The 18,003-nt window shown below is 55.3% G+C and carries 15 protein-coding genes; 10 read left to right on the top strand and 5 right to left on the bottom strand.

Annotated elements, in window-relative coordinates; all coding sequences use genetic code 11:
- The first annotated feature begins 2 nt into the window (after nucleotides 1–2).
- The 3 genes from purH to JF70_RS03915 all read left to right on the top strand — a co-directional run bounded on the left by purH (nucleotide 3) and on the right by JF70_RS03915 (nucleotide 3,589).
- Nucleotides 3–1,604: a bifunctional phosphoribosylaminoimidazolecarboxamide formyltransferase/IMP cyclohydrolase gene (gene purH / locus JF70_RS03925; protein WP_045935363.1), complete on the top strand. Its 1,602-nt coding sequence runs from the start codon at nucleotides 3–5 to the stop codon at nucleotides 1,602–1,604.
- 131 nt (nucleotides 1,605–1,735) lie between these two features.
- Nucleotides 1,736–3,109, top strand: coding sequence for an NAD-dependent succinate-semialdehyde dehydrogenase (locus JF70_RS03920; protein WP_045935362.1), 1,374 nt, complete (start codon nucleotides 1,736–1,738; stop codon nucleotides 3,107–3,109).
- A 132-nt stretch (nucleotides 3,110–3,241) separates the two neighbouring features.
- Nucleotides 3,242–3,589 (top strand): DUF3017 domain-containing protein, encoded by a 348-nt coding sequence (locus JF70_RS03915; RefSeq protein WP_154313476.1) that lies wholly within the window; start codon nucleotides 3,242–3,244, stop codon nucleotides 3,587–3,589.
- 30 nt (nucleotides 3,590–3,619) lie between these two features.
- On the opposite strand, the gene JF70_RS08510 is transcribed toward JF70_RS03915, so the two are convergent.
- Nucleotides 3,620–4,852 (bottom strand): MIP/aquaporin family protein, encoded by a 1,233-nt coding sequence (locus JF70_RS08510; RefSeq protein ID WP_082069383.1) that lies wholly within the window; start codon nucleotides 4,850–4,852, stop codon nucleotides 3,620–3,622.
- A 170-nt stretch (nucleotides 4,853–5,022) separates the two neighbouring features.
- Here JF70_RS08510 and JF70_RS03905 point away from each other — a divergent pair, with 170 nt between their 5' ends.
- From JF70_RS03905 to JF70_RS03895, 3 genes are all read left to right on the top strand, one after another.
- Nucleotides 5,023–5,796, top strand: a complete 774-nt coding sequence (locus tag JF70_RS03905; protein WP_045935361.1) for a pseudouridine synthase — start codon at nucleotides 5,023–5,025, stop codon at nucleotides 5,794–5,796.
- Nucleotides 5,793–7,901, top strand: coding sequence for a bifunctional cytidylate kinase/GTPase Der (gene der, locus JF70_RS03900; protein WP_045935360.1), 2,109 nt, complete (start codon nucleotides 5,793–5,795; stop codon nucleotides 7,899–7,901). The genes JF70_RS03905 and der overlap by 4 nt, the downstream gene beginning before the upstream one ends.
- A 239-nt stretch (nucleotides 7,902–8,140) precedes the next feature.
- Entirely contained in the window at nucleotides 8,141–8,617 is a 477-nt protein-coding gene (locus JF70_RS03895; protein WP_045935359.1) for a GNAT family N-acetyltransferase, read from the top strand.
- A 446-nt stretch (nucleotides 8,618–9,063) separates the two neighbouring features.
- Here JF70_RS03895 and JF70_RS03890 read toward each other — a convergent pair whose 3' ends face one another.
- Together JF70_RS03890 and JF70_RS03885 are read right to left on the bottom strand one after the other, a co-directional pair.
- Nucleotides 9,064–9,792 (bottom strand): SdpI family protein, encoded by a 729-nt coding sequence (locus JF70_RS03890; protein ID WP_045935358.1) that lies wholly within the window; start codon nucleotides 9,790–9,792, stop codon nucleotides 9,064–9,066.
- Between the two features lie 10 nt (nucleotides 9,793–9,802).
- On the bottom strand, nucleotides 9,803–10,141 hold the full coding sequence (locus JF70_RS03885; protein ID WP_044097886.1) for a metalloregulator ArsR/SmtB family transcription factor: 339 nt from the start codon (nucleotides 10,139–10,141) through the stop codon (nucleotides 9,803–9,805).
- Nucleotides 10,142–10,452: 311 nt separating this feature from the next.
- On the opposite strand from JF70_RS03885, the gene JF70_RS03880 reads away from it, so the two are divergent.
- The 4 genes from JF70_RS03880 to JF70_RS03865 all read left to right on the top strand — a co-directional run bounded on the left by JF70_RS03880 (nucleotide 10,453) and on the right by JF70_RS03865 (nucleotide 14,217).
- On the top strand, nucleotides 10,453–11,100 hold the full coding sequence (locus tag JF70_RS03880; protein WP_045936106.1) for an HAD family hydrolase: 648 nt from the start codon (nucleotides 10,453–10,455) through the stop codon (nucleotides 11,098–11,100).
- 64 nt (nucleotides 11,101–11,164) lie between these two features.
- Entirely contained in the window at nucleotides 11,165–11,842 is a 678-nt protein-coding gene (locus JF70_RS03875; protein WP_052690730.1) for an endonuclease III domain-containing protein, read from the top strand.
- A 306-nt stretch (nucleotides 11,843–12,148) separates the two neighbouring features.
- On the top strand, nucleotides 12,149–13,189 hold the full coding sequence (locus tag JF70_RS03870; protein ID WP_045935357.1) for a zinc-dependent alcohol dehydrogenase family protein: 1,041 nt from the start codon (nucleotides 12,149–12,151) through the stop codon (nucleotides 13,187–13,189).
- Between the two features lie 287 nt (nucleotides 13,190–13,476).
- Entirely contained in the window at nucleotides 13,477–14,217 is a 741-nt protein-coding gene (locus tag JF70_RS03865) for an ABC transporter ATP-binding protein (protein WP_082069382.1), read from the top strand.
- On the opposite strand, the gene JF70_RS08715 is transcribed toward JF70_RS03865, so the two are convergent.
- Together JF70_RS08715 and JF70_RS08710 are read right to left on the bottom strand one after the other, a co-directional pair.
- Nucleotides 14,218–16,113 (bottom strand): ATP-binding protein, encoded by a 1,896-nt coding sequence (locus JF70_RS08715; RefSeq protein WP_082069381.1) that lies wholly within the window; start codon nucleotides 16,111–16,113, stop codon nucleotides 14,218–14,220.
- Nucleotides 16,110–17,519, bottom strand: a complete 1,410-nt coding sequence (locus JF70_RS08710) for an SIR2 family protein (RefSeq protein ID WP_082069380.1) — start codon at nucleotides 17,517–17,519, stop codon at nucleotides 16,110–16,112. Before JF70_RS08710 ends, JF70_RS08715 begins: the two co-directional genes overlap by 4 nt.
- Nucleotides 17,520–18,003 lie beyond the last annotated feature (484 nt).

Genomic DNA, 18,003 nt, shown 5'->3' with positions numbered 1-18,003 from the left:
CCATGGTCACCACGAATCGAACCATCAACCGAGCACTGGTCTCGGTCTACCACAAGCAGGGCCTTGAGGCCCTGGCATCGGCCTTCCGCCAGGCAGGCACCGAGGTCGTCTCCACCGGCAGCACCGCAAAGAAGCTGCAGGATCTGGGCGTTAAGGTCACTCCGGTGGAAAAGGTCACCGGCTTTCCCGAGAGTCTTGACGGCCGGGTCAAAACCCTGGATCCGCATATCCACGCCGGGCTGCTGGCGGACATGACCAATCCCGACCATGTCCGGCAACTCAAAGACCTGGGCATAGCCCCCTTCGACCTGGTGGTGGTCAACCTCTACCCCTTCGAGCAGACCGTCCTTGAGGGCGCCGACGCGGACCAGTGCCTGGAACGCATCGACATCGGCGGACCCGCCATGATCCGGGCCGCCGCCAAGAACCATGCCAGCGTGGCTGTGATCACCGACCCGGACGACTATGCCCTGGCCGCCGAGCGCATCGCCTCCGGCACCGGGTTCAGCCTGGCCGAGCGCGGACGTCTGGCTGCAAAAGCCTTCGCCCTGACCGCCTCCTATGACGCGGCCATCGCCGAATGGACCGCACGCACATGGGTCGACGACAAGCAGGACAAGGCAGAAGATCAGAAACCAGCCCAGGCACTGACCCGCACCTGGCGTCTGACCAACCAACTGCGCTACGGGGAGAACCCCCACCAGAAGGCCGCCCTCTACCTGGACCCGCTGGACCGGGACGGCTTCGCTGCGGCAGAGCACTTGGGCGGGGCCAAGGAAATGAGCTACAACAACTATGTGGACGCTGACTCCGCCTGGCGCTCGGTCTGGGACTTCCCCGACCTGCCCGCAGTGGCCGTGGTCAAGCACTCCAACCCCTGCGGTCTGGCCGTGGGGGAGGACATCGCCCAGGCCCACCGCCGCGCCCACGCCTGCGACCCCATGAGCGCCTATGGCGGGGTCATCGCCGCCAACCGCACGGTCACGCTGACCATGGCCCAGCAGATCAAGCCGGTCTTCACCGAGGTGATTGTGGCACCAGGCTATGAGCCCGAGGCCCTGGACCTGCTGCGGACCAAGAAGAACCTGCGCATCCTGTCTGTGCAACGCCGCCCGCGTCAGCGTCCGGTCATTCGTCAAATCGATGGGGGAGCCCTGGTGCAGACGCCCGACCTGATCGACGCCCCGGGAGACAATCCCTCCAGCTGGCGTCTGGTCTCCGGCAACCCTGCCGACCAGGCGACCATGGATGATCTGACCTTCGCCTGGCGGGCCATCCGCTCGGTCAAGTCCAACGCCGTGCTCCTGGCCAACCAGGGTGCCACCGTGGGCATCGGCATGGGCCAGGTCAACAGGGTGGACTCCAGCCATTTGGCCGTGGAGCGGGCCAACACCCTGGACGAGGGCCGCAACCGCGCCAAGGGCTCGGTGGCCGCATCCGACGCCTTCTTCCCCTTCGCAGACGGTCTGGAGTATCTGATCCAGGCCGGCATCAGGGCAGTGGTGCAGCCGGGAGGATCCATCCGTGATCCCGAGGTGATCAAGGCCGCCCAGGACGCCGATCTGACCATGTATCTGACCGGAACCCGCCACTTCTTCCACTGATGAAACCGGACCCCGCGGTCGGATGTCGCCCTGCGACAAATTCCTTGACCGCGGGGTCCAATGCGGTGATATGCTGAATAGACTGACCAGCGAAGATGCTGACTGGTTATCAATCATTCGAAGGAGATATTGTGACCTATCAGACTGTCAATCCCTTTAATAATGAACTTGTCAAAACCTACCCCGATGCCACCGACGAGGACCTGGAGAACGCCCTGGCCCGTGGCCATGACCTCTACAAGACCTGGCGTAAGCAGGAGGGCCCCGGAGACCGTCCCGCACAACTGCGCCAGGTTGCCAAGCTCTTCCGCCAGAACGAGGATGCCCTGGCTGCCAACCTGACCCTGGACATGGGCAAGCTGGTGGGTGAGGCCCGCGCCGAGGTGGAGCTGTGCGCGGACATCGCCGACTACTTCGCCGACCACGCCGAAGAGCTGCTGGCCCCCGTCCCCCTGGACAACCCCGCCGGCAAGGCCTACTACATCAAGCAGGCCACCGGCATCGTCTTCATGGTCGAGCCCTGGAACTTCCCCTACTACCAGATCATGCGCGTGTTCGCTCCCAACTTCATTCTGGGCAACCCCATGATCCTCAAGCACGCCTCCAACGTGCCGGGTTCGGCTGTGGCCTTCCAGGAGACCGTGACCGAGGCAGGAGCCCCCGAGGGGAGCCTGACCAACCTCTTCGTCAACTATGACCAGGTTGACCGTGCCATCGCCGATCCCCGCGTCTCTGGCGTGGCCCTGACCGGATCGGAGCGCGGCGGCGCCTCGGTGGCCAAGTCGGCTGGAGCCAACCTGAAGAAGTCCTCCATGGAGCTGGGCGGCAACGACGTCTTCATCGTCCTGGATGACGCTGACTGGGATCTGCTCAAGAAAGTGGCCCCAGGCGCCAGGCTGACCAACGCCGGCCAGGTCTGCACCTCCTCCAAGCGCTTCATCGTCACGGAGAACCGCTACGACGACTTCGTCTCGCTCATCGTTGACGCCTTCTCGCACGCGGTTCTGGGCGATCCCAGCAACCCCGAAACCACGCTGGCCCCCATGTGCATGGTCTCCGCCCGCGACAACCTGGCCAAGCAGGTCGAAAAGGCCGTGGCCGGTGGAGCCAAGGTCGTCTACGGCAACAAGCCCTACGATTCGCCGGGGGCCTTCTTCACCCCGACGGTTCTGACGGACATCGACCGTGACAACCCTGTCTACAACCAGGAGATGTTCGGCCCCGTGGCCTCCATTTACAAGGTGGCCAACGAGGATGAGGCCATCGAGCTGGCCAACGACTCCAGCTACGGCCTGGGCGGTGTGGTCTTCTCCTCGGATACCGAGCATGCGGATGCCCTGGCCCGTCGCATCGAGACCGGCATGACCTTCATCAACGGCGGTTGGGTGACCATGCCCGAGCTGCCCTTCGGAGGCATCAAGAACTCCGGCTATGGCCGCGAGCTCTACAGCCTGGGCTTCGACACCTTCGCCAACGAGCATCTGATCTTCCAGCACAAGAACTGATCGGACAGCTCTGGCTCCTTGTTGGAACAGTGACCGTGCCATCATCGTCCAAGGGCGATGGCGGCACGGTCGCTTTGCGTCTGCAGCGCTGGTAGGCTCGAACCTGCAGAGCAAGTGCAGAGGCAGGAGAGCATGACAGACGCAGATAAGGCCGAGAACCCGGACCTCAAGCCCCCGCAGCCGCCCAAGACATCAGGCCGAGGTCATCCCTTCGTCTCTGAGGCCCAGGAAGGCCGTCCTGTATGTGAGGGGATCATTTTTACGGTGGTGCTGGTCGCCGCGCTCGTGGCCTTCTGTGGATACACCTGGGCCGCGACTGGACTGGTATCCATCGCGGCCCTGGTTTGCGGCGCCCTGCGGCTGATTCTCAAGGATCGCAGCCCCTGGAAGGTGCGGTCGGTGCCCTTCGACGCCTTCATCAGCATCGCCCTGGGCATCGGCCTCCTGGTCACCTACTTCAGCATTCAGCTGCTGCTGTGACCCCTCTCAGGCTTTTCGGTCCTGCTAAGTTCAGCCTTCGGTAGGCTTGTCTTTGGGTTCCTCGTCACCCTCTTCGTTTTCGGAAGCGGTGTGAAGGGGCTCGACCTGCAGATCGGGAATGGTCCCTGCATCGACTGGGGCAACCTCATCCTGGCCACCATCAGCCTGCTTACCGGCATCGGCATCCTGCCCTGCATCAGTATCTGATAGAGCCGATACATCGACAGCCTGAGCCGTGGTGTCTGCGGGGGCGGCCGTGTCTGCAGCATCTGCTGCATCAGCGGCAGTGTTTTGAACCGGAGCAGGATTGGCCTGGGCGGATTGATCCTGTGTCTGCGCACCTGTAGCAGCGAAGGCGTCAGCGTGTGTTTGTGCCTGTGCAACCGGCTGGGCGTCAGTGGCGATACCCATGGCATGCATGGCCATGTTGTCGGTGATGATGCTGGTCACGATGATGACCAGGGCCACCAGGGATGCAGCCAGCAGGGGGCAGATCCAGAAGAGCCAGAGCTGGGAGATCGGGCTGACGGCCATGTGCTTGGACTGGGCGAAGATGGCGATGCCGGTGGAGCGAGCCGGGTTCAGTCCCGAGCAGGTGATGGGGTAGGTGACCAGCACGCCGACGCCGTAGGCCAGCCCGGTATAGAGAGCATGGTTGCGGCGGGCGCGGCCGTCGGAGCGCAGGGTGGTGATGGCCGCAGCCACCACGATCATGCAGCCGATCAGCTCAACCACGATGGCCATGGGCGCCCCGAAGGCGATGTGCTGCTGGCCCAGGGTGGCTGCAGCGGGTGATCCGCCGGAAAAACCGTTGACCGAGAACATGAGCCAGGTCCTGTCCGGCACGGACTTGCTGACAGGAATAAGGGCGACTGCGAGTGCACCGGCGCCAATAGCGCCGATCACCTGGGCGACGATGTAGATCAATCCGTCCACCATGCTGATCTGCGAGGTGAACATGGCAGCCACGGTCACGGCGGGGTTGAAGTGTCCGCCGGAGACACCTCCCAGCATGGCCGTCACGACCAGGTAGGTCAGAGCGGTACCCAAGACCGGCAGCACCACGCTGGGCTGGCCCATGACCAGCTGGCCGAAGCTGTAGGACAGGTAGATGACCGCGCAGATCAGGAAGGTTCCCGCCAACTCTGCGGCCGCACGAATCCAACGAACATCACGAGGTCTGATCCGCCTGCGGACGGGCTTTGCGGCAACCTGCCCGTCGGCCTGTTCGAGGACCGGCTCAGCACTTGCTTCCATAGTCATGTTCCCCACCTTGCAATCCCTTCGACGACAATGAGCAATAACAGTTTCAAGCTTAGGGCAAGCCAACAACACTTCCCTAGGCTCCGATATAGTATGATATGACCTTTCGGCGGCTGCGGTCGTCCGGAACGGTATCCGTTACATATCTATCAGGCCACGTTGGGAGAACGATGCCACATCCATACACACAGGCGATAAGAGCGCGCGAACAGGGGGAGGAAGGCATCCGCCTCCAGAAGGTGCTGGCCCAGGCCGGATTCGGCTCTCGTCGCAAATGCGAACAAATCATCACCCAGGGCAGGGTCGAGGTCGACGGCAAGTTGGTTACCACCCTGGGCAGCCGGGTGGACCCCTCCCATCAGCAGATCCGCGTGGATGGATCGCGCATCCATCTGAACGACAAGCACGTCACCCTGGCCCTGAACAAGCCCCGCAAGGTCCTCTCGACCATGGACGACCCCAAGGGTCGGTTCACCCTGCGCGACATCATCGGGGACCGCTACGAGCGCGTCTTCCACATGGGCAGGCTGGACTATGACTCCGAGGGCCTCATCCTCATGACCGACGACGGGGAGCTGGCCCAGCACGTCATGCACCCGCGTTACGAGGTGGAGAAGACCTACATCGCCACGCTCAGCGGCCACATTGGCGGCAACGTCTGCCGACGGCTGGTCACCCAGGGTGTGGAGCTGGACGACGGCCTCATCCGGCTGGACCATTGCGCCATCATCGACCACAATCGCGAGCACACCATCGTCAAGGTGGTCCTGCATTCGGGCAAGAACCGGATAGTCCGGCGCATTTTCGGCGCCATCGGCTACCCGGTGACCAGGCTGGTGCGCACCCAGATCGGCCCCATCCGGCTGGGCGAGATCCGTCCGGGCTCCTACCGGGTGCTCTCCGCCACCGAGATCAAGGCCCTGGATAAGGAGGTCGGACTGTGATCACCGTCGCCATCGATGGCCCTGCGGGAGTGGGCAAGTCCTCCACCTCGCGGGCCCTGGCCAAGCATTTCGGACTGGCCTACCTGGACACAGGCGCCATGTACCGGGCGGTCACCCTCTGGTGCATGGACCGCGGGCTGGACCTGGACGCGGACCAGCCCGACCATGGGGCCATCACCGAAGCCGTGGCCGATTCCATCACCGGCTGCCACCTGGTTATGGGACTGGACCCCGAGCATCCTACTGTCAGCCTTGACGACCGTGACGTGGATGAAGAGATACGTTCCACCAAGGTCTCCGAGCATGTTTCCGTGGTCTCTTCGATTCCGGCCGTGCGCCATGTCCTCATCGCCGCCCAGCGGGCCATCATGGCTGACCAGGAGCGGGGCGTTGTGGCCGAAGGACGTGACATCACCACAGTGGTGGCCCCGGATGCCCAGGTCCGTGTGCTGCTGACAGCCCGTGAGGAGGTCCGTCAGGCCCGTCGCAGCGGCCAGGCCCAGTCCGGGTCGGCCGGCGCCGAGGATCTGGCCGCCCGGGATGCCCGGGATTCCAAGGTCACCTCCTTCATGAGCGCCGCCGACGGGGTGACCACCGTGGACAACTCCGATCTGACCTTCGAGCAGACCCTGAAGGTCCTGATCGATCTGGTCTCCTCGGCCATGGAGGAGGAATCCTACGACGAGTACGCCCGGAACCTGGACGACTATGAGCTGGACGAGGAGGACCGTGCCCTGCTGGAGGGCGGCTCCGAGAACCAGGATGACCAGGACCAGGGCCCCAAGGCTGTAGGCGTGCTGGCCGTGGTGGGAAGGCCCAACGTGGGCAAGTCCACCCTGGTCAACAGGATTCTCGGCCGCCGTGCCGCCGTGGTCGAGGACACCCCTGGCGTGACCCGCGACCGGGTCAGCTACGAGGCCGAGTGGGCCGGCACCCAGTTCAAGCTGGTGGACACCGGCGGCTGGGAGAGCGACGTGGAGGGCATCGAATCCGCCATCGCTTCCCAGGCGCAGGTCGCCGTATCACTGGCGGATGCCGTCATTCTGGTCGTGGATGGCCAGGTGGGGCTGACCGCCAGCGACGAGCGGATCGTCACCATGCTGCGGGCCGCCGGCAAGCCGGTCGTCCTGGCTGTCAACAAGCTGGACGACCGGATGGCCGACTACACCGCCTCCGAATTCTGGAAGCTGGGACTGGGCGAACCCTATGCCATCTCCGCCATGCACGGCCGGGGGATAGGTGACCTGCTGGACGCCGCGCTGGAAGAGCTCGGCAAGGCCGAGAAGACCTCGGGATTCCTCACCCCGGAGGGGCTGCGCCGGGTGGCCCTGGTCGGCCGGCCCAACGTAGGCAAGTCCTCCCTGCTCAACCAGCTGGCCCACGAGGAGCGGGCCGTGGTCCACGATGTGGCCGGCACCACCAGAGACCCGGTCGACGAGGTGGTCCAGGTGGACGGCGAGGACTGGCTCTTCATCGACACCGCCGGCATCAAGCGCCGCCTACACAAGATTTCGGGTGCCGAATACTACTCCAGCCTGCGCACCCAGGCGGCCATCGAACGCTCGGAACTGGCGTTGATCCTCTTCGATGCCTCCCAGCCCATCGCCGACCAGGACTTGAAGGTCATGAGCCAGGCTGTGGATGCGGGCCGGGCCATCGTCCTGGTCTTCAACAAGTGGGATCTGTTGGACGACTTCGGCCGTCAGCGTCTTGAGCGGCTCTGGCAGACCGAGTTCGACCGGGTCACCTGGGCCGAGCGGGTCAACCTTTCCGCCAAGACCGGCTGGCACACCAACCGGCTGGCCAAGGCCATGCGCACCGCTCTGGAATCATGGGACAAGCGCATACCGACCGGCAAGCTCAACTCCTTCCTGGGCAAGGTTCAGGCTGCACACCCGCATCCGCTGCGGGGCGGCAAGCAGCCGAGGATCCTCTTCGCCACCCAAGCCTCCACCAGACCGCCGCGTTTCGTGATCTTCGCCACCGGCTTCCTGGAACACGGCTACCGCCGATATCTGGAACGCTGCCTGCGTGAGGAGTTCGGTTTCGAGGGCACTCCCATCCAGATCTCCGTGCATATACGCGAGAAAAAGAAGCGCAAATAAAGAAGGTCCCTGGGCCAGTTCTTTAGTCGGCCCAGGGACCTTTCCATAACCCTGCAGATTGGGCGCAGCACATCGATCATCTCACTCCAATAGCCTCGCAATGCAAACTTGGCTGACAGTATTTGTGTCTGTCCCCCAGTTCGGGTTTTATTGATTAACCTTTGGGTCACTTAAACAAGATCTCTTGACTATTACTACCGATATTAATTCGGAATCTGCACATTGAGTAAGGAGTAAATATGATATTTAAGAAAATAGCACACTTAACTCAGGCAAATGCAGACCAGATCGCTAGAAAATGGCACTATGGTGGCCAATACAGCTTTTATGATATGGAAAATGATCTAGAGGATCTTGAAGAGATAATCACTCCGAAGTTGCGTGGAGATAAGTATTACCAGGTTGTGGATGATCAAGATGAACTGGTTGGTTATTTTTGCTTGGAAAGGCTATCAGAGGAAAAAGTAGAAGTTGGTTTAGGATTGAGACCGGATTTGACTGGACACGGGTTGGGATTAAATTTCGTCAAAGGAATCGAAGAATTCATACAGAATAATTTTAATTATAGAATTATTGTTCTTTCAGTAGCCAGCTTCAATAAACGTGCAATTAAAGCTTATCAGGGCGCAGGATTTAAAATAACGGGTTCTAAAATGCAAAAATCGAACGATGGCGTATATGAATTCCTTAATTTAAGCAAGACTATGGATCGGTAATAGGACGTACGAACTTCCCCGAGATCTAAACTGACTAAATAGCTAAACGAATTTTATAGCATGCACGCAGAAGATCGCCGGGTGTGTAGACGGTCGTTATTGGGTTAATTAGATGAGAAAGGTGATGTTAAAGCTCTTACATCTCCAACAATCCCCGATAGGAGCGCACTGCTTTCGTCCTCATTTCGAGTGCATTCAACCATGTTGCCATGAAATACAGGGTTTGTGCGGTGTCTGTTATTCCAGTTTCTAAGGTGAGAGCAGATTGCCTGTCCAGACTGTTGCAGCTTGGCTCGTGAAATGATACTGATGATGAAGGACCGTGTTGGCGGGTGCTTGATTTGATCTAAATCAGCTTTGAGTCCTTCAACGGATTCAGGAAGTTCTTACTTGTATCCTGAGCTGTCATTTACAGTCTCTTTTAGCTCACGCATTGCATACAGGAACTAACGGTGGTAGATAGGTTCTCCCTGCCCGGCATACTTTCTGCCAGCGTATGAACCATAGGCACATATGAGTACAAGGACGATTGCCAGAGCGGTTCCACAGATCCAGTAGAGCCTGACTCCGCTATAAGCCAGGGCGGCCAGGATCATGACCACGCCCAGAATCATGAAGAGCACCCCGCCAAACTGCTGACAACGGCGCCAAGCCTCGCGGCTGGCGTAGGCACCTGGCACTCGAAAACCGCTGATGCCGTTGGGTCTGGTTTTAGGAGCAAGATTGCCGATGACTATGAGAGTCAGACCAGTCAATAGCATGGCGACCTTATCAATGCCGAAATCCGTCGGCCACCATCCCCAATGAGGATCAGCAACAGCTAATTCGAACAGATCTAAAACCGCGAAAACAATCTGCATGCATAGACCACCAAGCAGAAAAACGGTCAAGGTATGCCCCGCTTCATCACCACGTTTAATCAAATATGCGCGCAGGACGAGCATGAGGATGGTCCAAATCAGCGCAATGACCAGACTGAAGCAGGGCATCCAAACCAGCTCCTGGGGAGAGCCCCAGCGATCCACCTGGTTCTGTGCATTCCAATGAAGCGGGACGTTTTCATTCGGCAGACGATTTACCACTATGCGGCTTACGCCCAGCATGATTATCCCCGGCAACCACTGAGCCGCGATAAGGGTCGGGACGAACCGACCCGCTTTGCTGCCATCCGCCATGAGAGTCTCCTTAGGACTCAGAAACCGCCGTCGAACCAGTTTCCTTGCTCACGGTCTGCGGCTCGGGCAGACTTCTCTTGTCGCTGGCGCTTGTCCGCAGGCGGTAGAGCCACTGAATGGTGCTGTCCAGCACACTCAGATTGAGTTCGTAGATGACCCTGGTGCCCTGTTTGTGGCCGACAATCAGGTCTGCTTCTTTCAACTTCCTCAGATGATAGGACAGCTTGGATGGCGTCATTCCCAGCTTTTCGGCCAGACGTCCGGCCTCCATGCCGCCCTGTTCCAAGAGATCCAGCACACGACGACGCAGTGGATCAGCCAGAGCCGCTGTTGTTTCCTGAATAGCCATAAGACTCCTTTTTCGATGATTTTCTCTAGTATTTGCATGCTAACATTGTTTCAACCAATATTGTATATTTTCTTCAACTTTTATCTGCTTTTCACTCACTGAGCGCAAAATATTTGACAATCGCTCGGAATGATGACTTGCGGAGCAAGACTAAACTGTTGAACATACCCACTTTTCCGAAGCCATGGCTGGTTGGGGAGGGCCTTGGCTCTAAGCCGCCGGTCCGGACATGATTTGAGATCATGCTACTATGAATAACTTCGACGAATAGGAGAACTTGCGGCGTGGGCGGAAATAGAACAAAAGTCAACATTGGCAAGGCCGCCATCTTCGACCTGGACGGCACACTTCTGGATTCCATGGGAGTCTGGAAGGAAATCGACCAACGTTTCTTTGCTCGCCGCCACATCCCCATGCCGGACGATTACGCATCCGCAGTGGCCTCCATGCAGACCGGCGCCATCGCCAGGTACACCATCGACCGCTTCCATCTTGACGAGCGCTCGGAGGATCTAATTGAGGAGTGGAACCAGGACGCGCTCCTGCTCTACGCCACGGCTGTGCAGCCCAAGCCACATGCACTCGATTACCTGCGAGCGCTGAGGGCCAGCGGTGCCGCCCTGGCTGTGGCGACCAGCCTCCCTCCGCGCCTGCGACAGGCTGCCCTGAAACATGCAGGCATGGTCGACTGTTTCGACCAGGTCTGCAGTGTGGATGACGCCGAAAGCATAGGCAAGGAGGAGCCGGAAATCTACCTGCTGGCTTCGCGGATGTTGGGCGTTGCGCCTGACCACTGCACAGTGTTCGAGGATCTTCTTGTCGCCGTCGATTCGGCCAAGCGCGCTGGGATGAAGGTCTGGGCCATGTACGACCAGTCCTCGGCCAAGGACTGGGATTCTATCCGTTCCAAGGCCGATGGCGCTATCACAGACTTCGCCCAGGCGCCTGCCATCCTCTGACTCGCTCCGCACCGGCTGGAGCCAGCTGTTACCATGAAAGCGTCAGGAATCGTATGGAGGCGTTATGGGCGATGCGGGCAGGATAAATGCCGGTTGCTCACAGTGGCTGTACTCGCGTTTGCTCGCTCGTCTGGGAGTGCAGAATTGGTGGCCGGCAGAGACTGACTTCGAAATGATGATCGGAGCGGTGCTGGTCCAGCATACAGCCTGGGGGAACGCGGCCATGTCCATCGAGCAACTGCGCAAGGCCAACCTGCTCAACCCCTGCAACATGGCCGACGTCGACCTGACAAGGCTGACGAACCTGATCAGATCAAGCGGCTTTATGAAAGCCAAGGCACGCACCTGCAAAGCCCTGGCTCAGTGGCTGCTGGCTCATGGCATCCGAACGGCCGATGTGGAGGACTGCGCGGATGAAGGTCTGCGTGACAGCCTGCTCACCATTGCCGGAGTCGGACGCGAGACGGCGGATGTCATACGGCTTTATGCATTCGGCCAGCCCTGCTTCATCTGGGACGCCTATGCACGCCGGATGCTGGACGGTCTGAGGTGGGCCTCTTTACGTTCATATCAGGAGGGCGAAGAGTACGAGGCGGATTTTATTCGGGTTGATCAATGGTCACTCAACGATCTGCGTGAATATCACGGGCTGATTGTCCAAGCAGGTAAAAACCATCGCAACCCCCAGGCCTATGCTTCCTTCCTTAAGGAACTTGGCAGCCCACAAAGCTCCTCCAAATAAGTTGAATCGTTGAGGTTCGGCCTATGACGTGCATACAAGGATGCTTACGATTTGTCACAAGACCTATGACGATACCTCAATACACCACCTCTACATAGCAACCCTTATACGGCATCCCTATACAGCACCTATATATGGCTGCATCTTATGACCGTATTCCCGTGTGACAATCTTGTCCGCACCTCTGTGAATCGCGCACAATAAGGATTTGACTTGACTTCGAGCGGATTGAACTCCGTAGACTATGTTTCATCCGCATACTTGGCAGACGGATCCGCCAGGTAGTGAAGAATGGGGAGCAGGAGCATGAAGGCAGCAAAGTTTGTGAAGCCGGGCCGCATCGAGCTGGAGGAAGCGCCGATGCCGGACATCGAAAAGCCCAAAGATGCCGTGATTCGGGTCGTCCGAGCCTGCGTGTGCGGATCCGACCTGTGGTGGTACCGGGGAATTTCCTCTATGCCCTCAGGCAGTTATGTGGGGCACGAAGCCATCGGAGTGGTCGAGAAGGTGGGCTCCGAAGTCACCCACGTCAAGCCAGGCGACTTCGTCATTGCGCCCTTCACCCATGGCTGCGGACACTGCGCGGCCTGCAGGGCCGGCTTCGACGGTGACTGCCTTGATCCGGACAGGCGGGGGAGCGGCGGCTACCAGAGTGAGTATCTGCGTTTCACCAACGCGGACTGGGCCTTGGTGAAGATTCCAGGCCAGCCCGAGGACTACAGCGACGACATGCTCGACTCACTGCTGACCCTCTCCGACGTAATGGCCACGGGTTATCATGCAGCCGCAACAGCCCAGGTCAAAGAAGGCGACACGGTCGTGGTCATGGGCGATGGGGCGGTGGGTCTGTGCGGAGTCATAGCAGCCAAGCTGCGTGGGGCCGAACGCATCATTGCCATGAGCCGACATGAGGACCGCCAGAAGTTGGCGCGTGAATTCGGAGCCACTGACATCGTGGCTGAACGCGGCGACGCTGCTGTGGAGCAGGTCATGGCCCTCACCGACGGAGCAGGAGCCGATGCCGTCCTGGAATGCGTGGGCACCGAGCTGTCCACCGACACCGCCATCAGGGTGGCCCGGCCCGGCGCAGTAGTCGGCAGGGTGGGCGTGCCGCAGCAGGCTACCATGGACACCTCTAAGCTGTTCTGGCGCAATGTTGGGCTGCGAGGAGGCACGGCCGCAGTCACCACATATGACAGGCATCTGCTCCTTGACCAGGTGCTCAAGGGCAGCATCCAGCCAGGCAAGGTCTTCACCCAGCGCTTTGCCTTGGATCACATCCAGGAAGCCTATGAGGCCATGGACCAGCGCACCGCCATCAAATCCCTACTGCTTGTCAGCGAATGAGGCTGCAGCAGTAATCAGCTGATCCCCGCCGCTACTGACTTTGCCAGTGGCGGCGCGTAAGCATGGCTGATCGAGCATGCCTCTTATTTCGAAAAATCAGGGTCGAATCAGGGATAATTCAGGGTAACTCAGGGTATTTCATCCCTTCTTTCGCTGATATCAATGGAAGTGACTGATGACGACAAGGATGACCGTCATACAGGGGCAAGCGACGAACGAGGGCACATGACATCTGCGAGGCGAATCAGCATTACTGAGCGTAGATGCCTCGGTCTGGAAGGTTGTCGATGATCAACCAGGGGAAAGATGCAACCATGAATAACCCCAACGTAAGCGAAAGCAGAGGCCCGACACCCACGATTGAAGCTACGGGGCTGTCCATGGTGGTCTCCCCGCGCCGCGGCGATTCACTGACCATTCTCAATGACATCTCATTCACTGCCTATCCGGGGGAGATGACCGGCATCATCGGGCCGTCAGGCAGCGGCAAATCAACTCTGCTGTACTGCCTGGCTGGGCTGGAGAAGGCCACTAGCGGCACTGTGCTTCTGCTGGGCAAGGACATAACCCGTCTGGGGCTGTCGGCCATGACCAAGTTCAGACGCCAGCATCTAGGCTTCGTATTCCAGTCCTACAACCTGATCACCAGCATGACAGTCGAACAGAATCTGGCTCTGCCATTCACCCTTCGCGGATCCCGCTTTCCCAGAAAGACGGCGGATTCCCTCTTGAAGTACTTTGGTCTTATCGATCAGAAAAAGAAAAGCGTCACCCTGCTGTCTGGCGGCGAGCAGCAACGTGTTGCCCTGGCCCGCGTCCTGTTATCCGACGTAGACGTGGTATTCGCGGACGAGCCGACTGGCGCCCTGGATCAGGAATCCGGAGAAAAAGTCATATCGGTGCTGAAGGACCTTGCCAACCACGAAAAGAAAACCATCGTACTGGTGACGCACAACAATGAGGTGGCAGGTCAGTGCGATCGGCTGTTTGCCGTGCGCGATGGCCGTATCAGCAACCAATTACATTAATCAGCTTTTGTACATTGAAACTCCTGGAGTTTCATCCTTATAAATACCGTCTATTTCAAGTTCCATCGGTACTTGAAAGGCACTTCCGAGGACAACGGCAGTACCAGGTGCAAAACTGGGTAATCGACTGACTTGATCAGCGGTGATGGACGGAACGTTCCTTTTTATATAATCCAAATCGATTGCATTTTGTATTCTATGAATTATGAAAGCGCCAGTCTGCGATAGTACGACCTTCGATAATTCACTTGGAATTTGGCTGATTATCGTTAAATGAACGCCAAATTTTCTACCTTCGCGAGCGATTTGATTGAAAATACTGTCGTCGGTGAGATCATTCTGACGAATATATCTATGCGCTTCATCAAATATAAGATAAACCGGCTCTTTGTCGTAATCATCATCTTGTCTATTTCTCTCAAACAGATATCTTGCAACATAATTAGAGAATAACTTAAGCCCATCAGAATCTGGCATCTCGGAAACATCGAAGATGACACATCCTTTCTTACGAGCTAATATTGAAGAAACTGACGTCGTATTTGCAGAATTGCTCAAAATATTATCTGAGTATTTCTCTCGAAGATTATAAAGCTGAGTAACAAGTCCTTCTGAATAAGATCGGGCCTGCTTATTACCTCTGACCTCTTCTTCAGCAAATACAAAATCTAAGGACCGGTCAATGTCCTCCATCGATATTGTGGAAGGATCTTTCGAATAATCTTTATCCTTAAGAATCTCATTGATATTCGGCTGGCTGCCATCCATGAACTTCGGAGTCAAATAGTTGAGAAAACATTCCTGCAATGTACTCTGCAAGCCGTCGGGTAGATTACCGTAGTACAAATTATACAGTTCGAACAATTCCTTGAATGACTGGGGTGAACGTATCTCTCCCGTCCTTGATCCAGGTACATTTAATATAAACGTTTCTTTTAAATTCGGATCTGTACTATCGGGGTAGTTAATATCTTTTTCTAGTTTATCAACATATTTTGAGATTAAAATCCGCCTAGAGGCATGGCTGTCCGCATTGGTGTCTTCCAATGCTTGGTATGCCAAAGCTGCATATAGCTTTTTCATCCCCTGATCAGTTAAGAATGAATATCGAATTGTACGTTCCAGTAAGGGTTTTTGTATTCGTTGGGATGGATTCAGAATCGAGGACCAGTCATCAATCGTTAACTCGCCTGGTGATAAATGGTAATTCTTATTGTCATAATAGGTAACTTTCCCCGAATCGATTGACTCAAAATTCTGAGCTATATTTTTGTAATCACCATGCAGATCGAACACAACAAATAGTGCATCATTCTTTATACCTTGCTTTTGGCAAACGAGTTCCCTCATTATCTTGCTTAGTAACAGTCGTATAGTGGTTGATTTTCCTGACCCTGTATTGCCCAGCACTGCTGTGTGGCCGCCAAAAAGATCGTCAAGTTCCAAAGAAGGCCGAATATTGCGATAACCTGCTAATTGCCCGATTGATTGCCTTTCATCACAGTTGAACAAAACGGCCAGCTCAGTTTCGTCGCAAGCATAGATATCAGAACCAACCATTGGAATGTCAACGACACCAGGGCTGTAACCACCAGAACTGATCGCGCCCAGTGGAATAGCTGAGAAAACGTAGTCATCTAGGAACCTATTCGATGCTTCATGTCCGTATGGCTTTTCATACTCTGCTATTGCAATAACTTTGAATATTACTTTTACGGCGGTGTTCAAATAAGCGAAAAGATACTGGTTGAGGCTATTTATATGTCGGAATTTCCCCCACAACAGCCGGTCAGTAATGTCGCTCGAAACTGCACGAAATCTGATTTGTTTTTGATCAACATAGGTTATCGTGCCTATACGCCACTCGCTTAGCTTATTTCTGCTGGACTCGATCATTCTTTGCCACCTTTTTTGGTATCCACGTCGATATGAAGTGTTGCGTCTGAGTCTTCAACATCTGTGTACGTAAATATTGTTGGGGCAAAAAAGTCGGCAACGTCGGAGAACTGTAGGGGTGCATCCTCATCAAGTTCCTTGCCTTCTGCATCTTTGTATGGATATATAAAATATGCATTAGCGGATTTTGCTTTCGCATAGAATGCTGATAATCCATTCTTACTGGCATCTGAGATCATAGGCTTCGAAACAAAAGCGTAGAGTGTAAAATCTGGTCTTGCGAGTGCATCCAGTATTAATTTAGCAATGTGATCGTCACCAAAACTAAAGCCAGCAGTAAATAGCACTGTGTTAGGCACAGCAAGTGTGTTAACAAATTCTCTGAACAAGTCAGAGTAGGGCTCATTTTGAGTTAACGCATACTTGGAAGAAGTTGGCGATATCAAAACATCCTGCAAATCCGCTTCATCATCAGTATCATTGACAGTTTGTGTCCTGATTATTTGGGAATTTTCGCTGTCGCTTTTCCAATTTATAGAACCATGCAATTTGACCAGTCTGAAAAATGGATTGACTAATTCTAGGTGATCTTTAAATCGATTTTCCAAATCAGCCGGTCTTCTATGGAATTCAGTCATAGAAAATGTGCTTTTTATACCGTTCGTAAAACCATCAGTATAGGCATATCTACTGGATTCTAAAGCACGTTCATGGCATAGATCATAGTTGGTAGTGAATAGATTTACGACATCATAGTGGCCATTACTCTGAGCGTTTACAACTCTTCTTGATTCTCCTAATCCCTGAATCACTTTTCGATAGTTATTGCTTACATTGCAGACATTGTCCTTATCTGAATCCTTGTCTTTTCCTGAATCCTTGTCTTTTCCTGAATCCTCTTGCTGCTCATTTGCGTCTCCTTCACGGATCTTTTTTAGCAGAAACGCCACTATATTCTTATACATAGCGCTGTCTTCTTTTTCATCCACACCTCCCAAGACGCGGTAATCAAGCCATGAAAGGAATGGTTCAATGTCTTTGAAGTTTTCGATTTCCTTCTTTAATCCGCCACTTCCCGCATCAGTACTTTCGCTTAAAGTTGTTTGGTTGTCACTGGCTCGCTTTTTAAGAAATCCTTCGATTTTTCTATCTAGGTTCGTTTTGCCTTGGTCTTTTAAGGATTTTCGGTAATCACTGAAAACGCTACCCATTAAGGGAACTGTTGGCATAGATGCCCCTGAACCTATGAGCGTAGAGAGATTTACAGAGTTTGCTAATACCGATTGAACCAAGATGCGAATTTGCTGTTTCGAATAATGCTCCGATTTATTAAATCCACCTCTTTCTACATTATAAAAGGGTCCTTTTACTTCCTCGCCTGCTTCAACGCCCTCATCATCTGACATAAATCAAAACCCCCCTCATTTCCTCTTTAAATGCTCAACGGTAATTACATCGTTAAAATATCACCAAATACATCGATTCAGAAACATTAATAATTGTAGAAGCAAATGCAAAATTCAGTTTTCTAAAGATATAAACAGAAATAGACGTTTTACAGTATGTGCAAGTAAGCGGATGCTGACAAATAACAATACTGCTGATCCGCATTTCTTGTAGGAGATTGGCTATATTTAATCATATATATCAACTTCTCCCCCTCAAAGAGGTGACATAGTCCATGCTGAAAATCAAATATGGCGAATGAGAATTCCTGGCAAGTGCTGTACCCTATATTTCATGTTTGGCTTCGGTAGATGTAAATAATCTAAATGGACATTCAGCAGAAACGATATTTCACTTTCTTTTTGCCCAAGCGCTAGTTACATCGTAGAATAGCTAAAGCAAGCGCCTTTGAAATGCAATAACAAAATCATAAAAATCAAGCCC

This window comes from Bifidobacterium mellis (genome assembly GCF_000967265.1).
GTDB classification, from domain to species: Bacteria; Actinomycetota; Actinomycetes; order Actinomycetales; family Bifidobacteriaceae; genus Bombiscardovia; species Bombiscardovia mellis.
The sequence above is the reverse complement of the archived record's forward strand: the minus strand, read 5'-3'. Positions and strand labels throughout refer to the sequence as shown.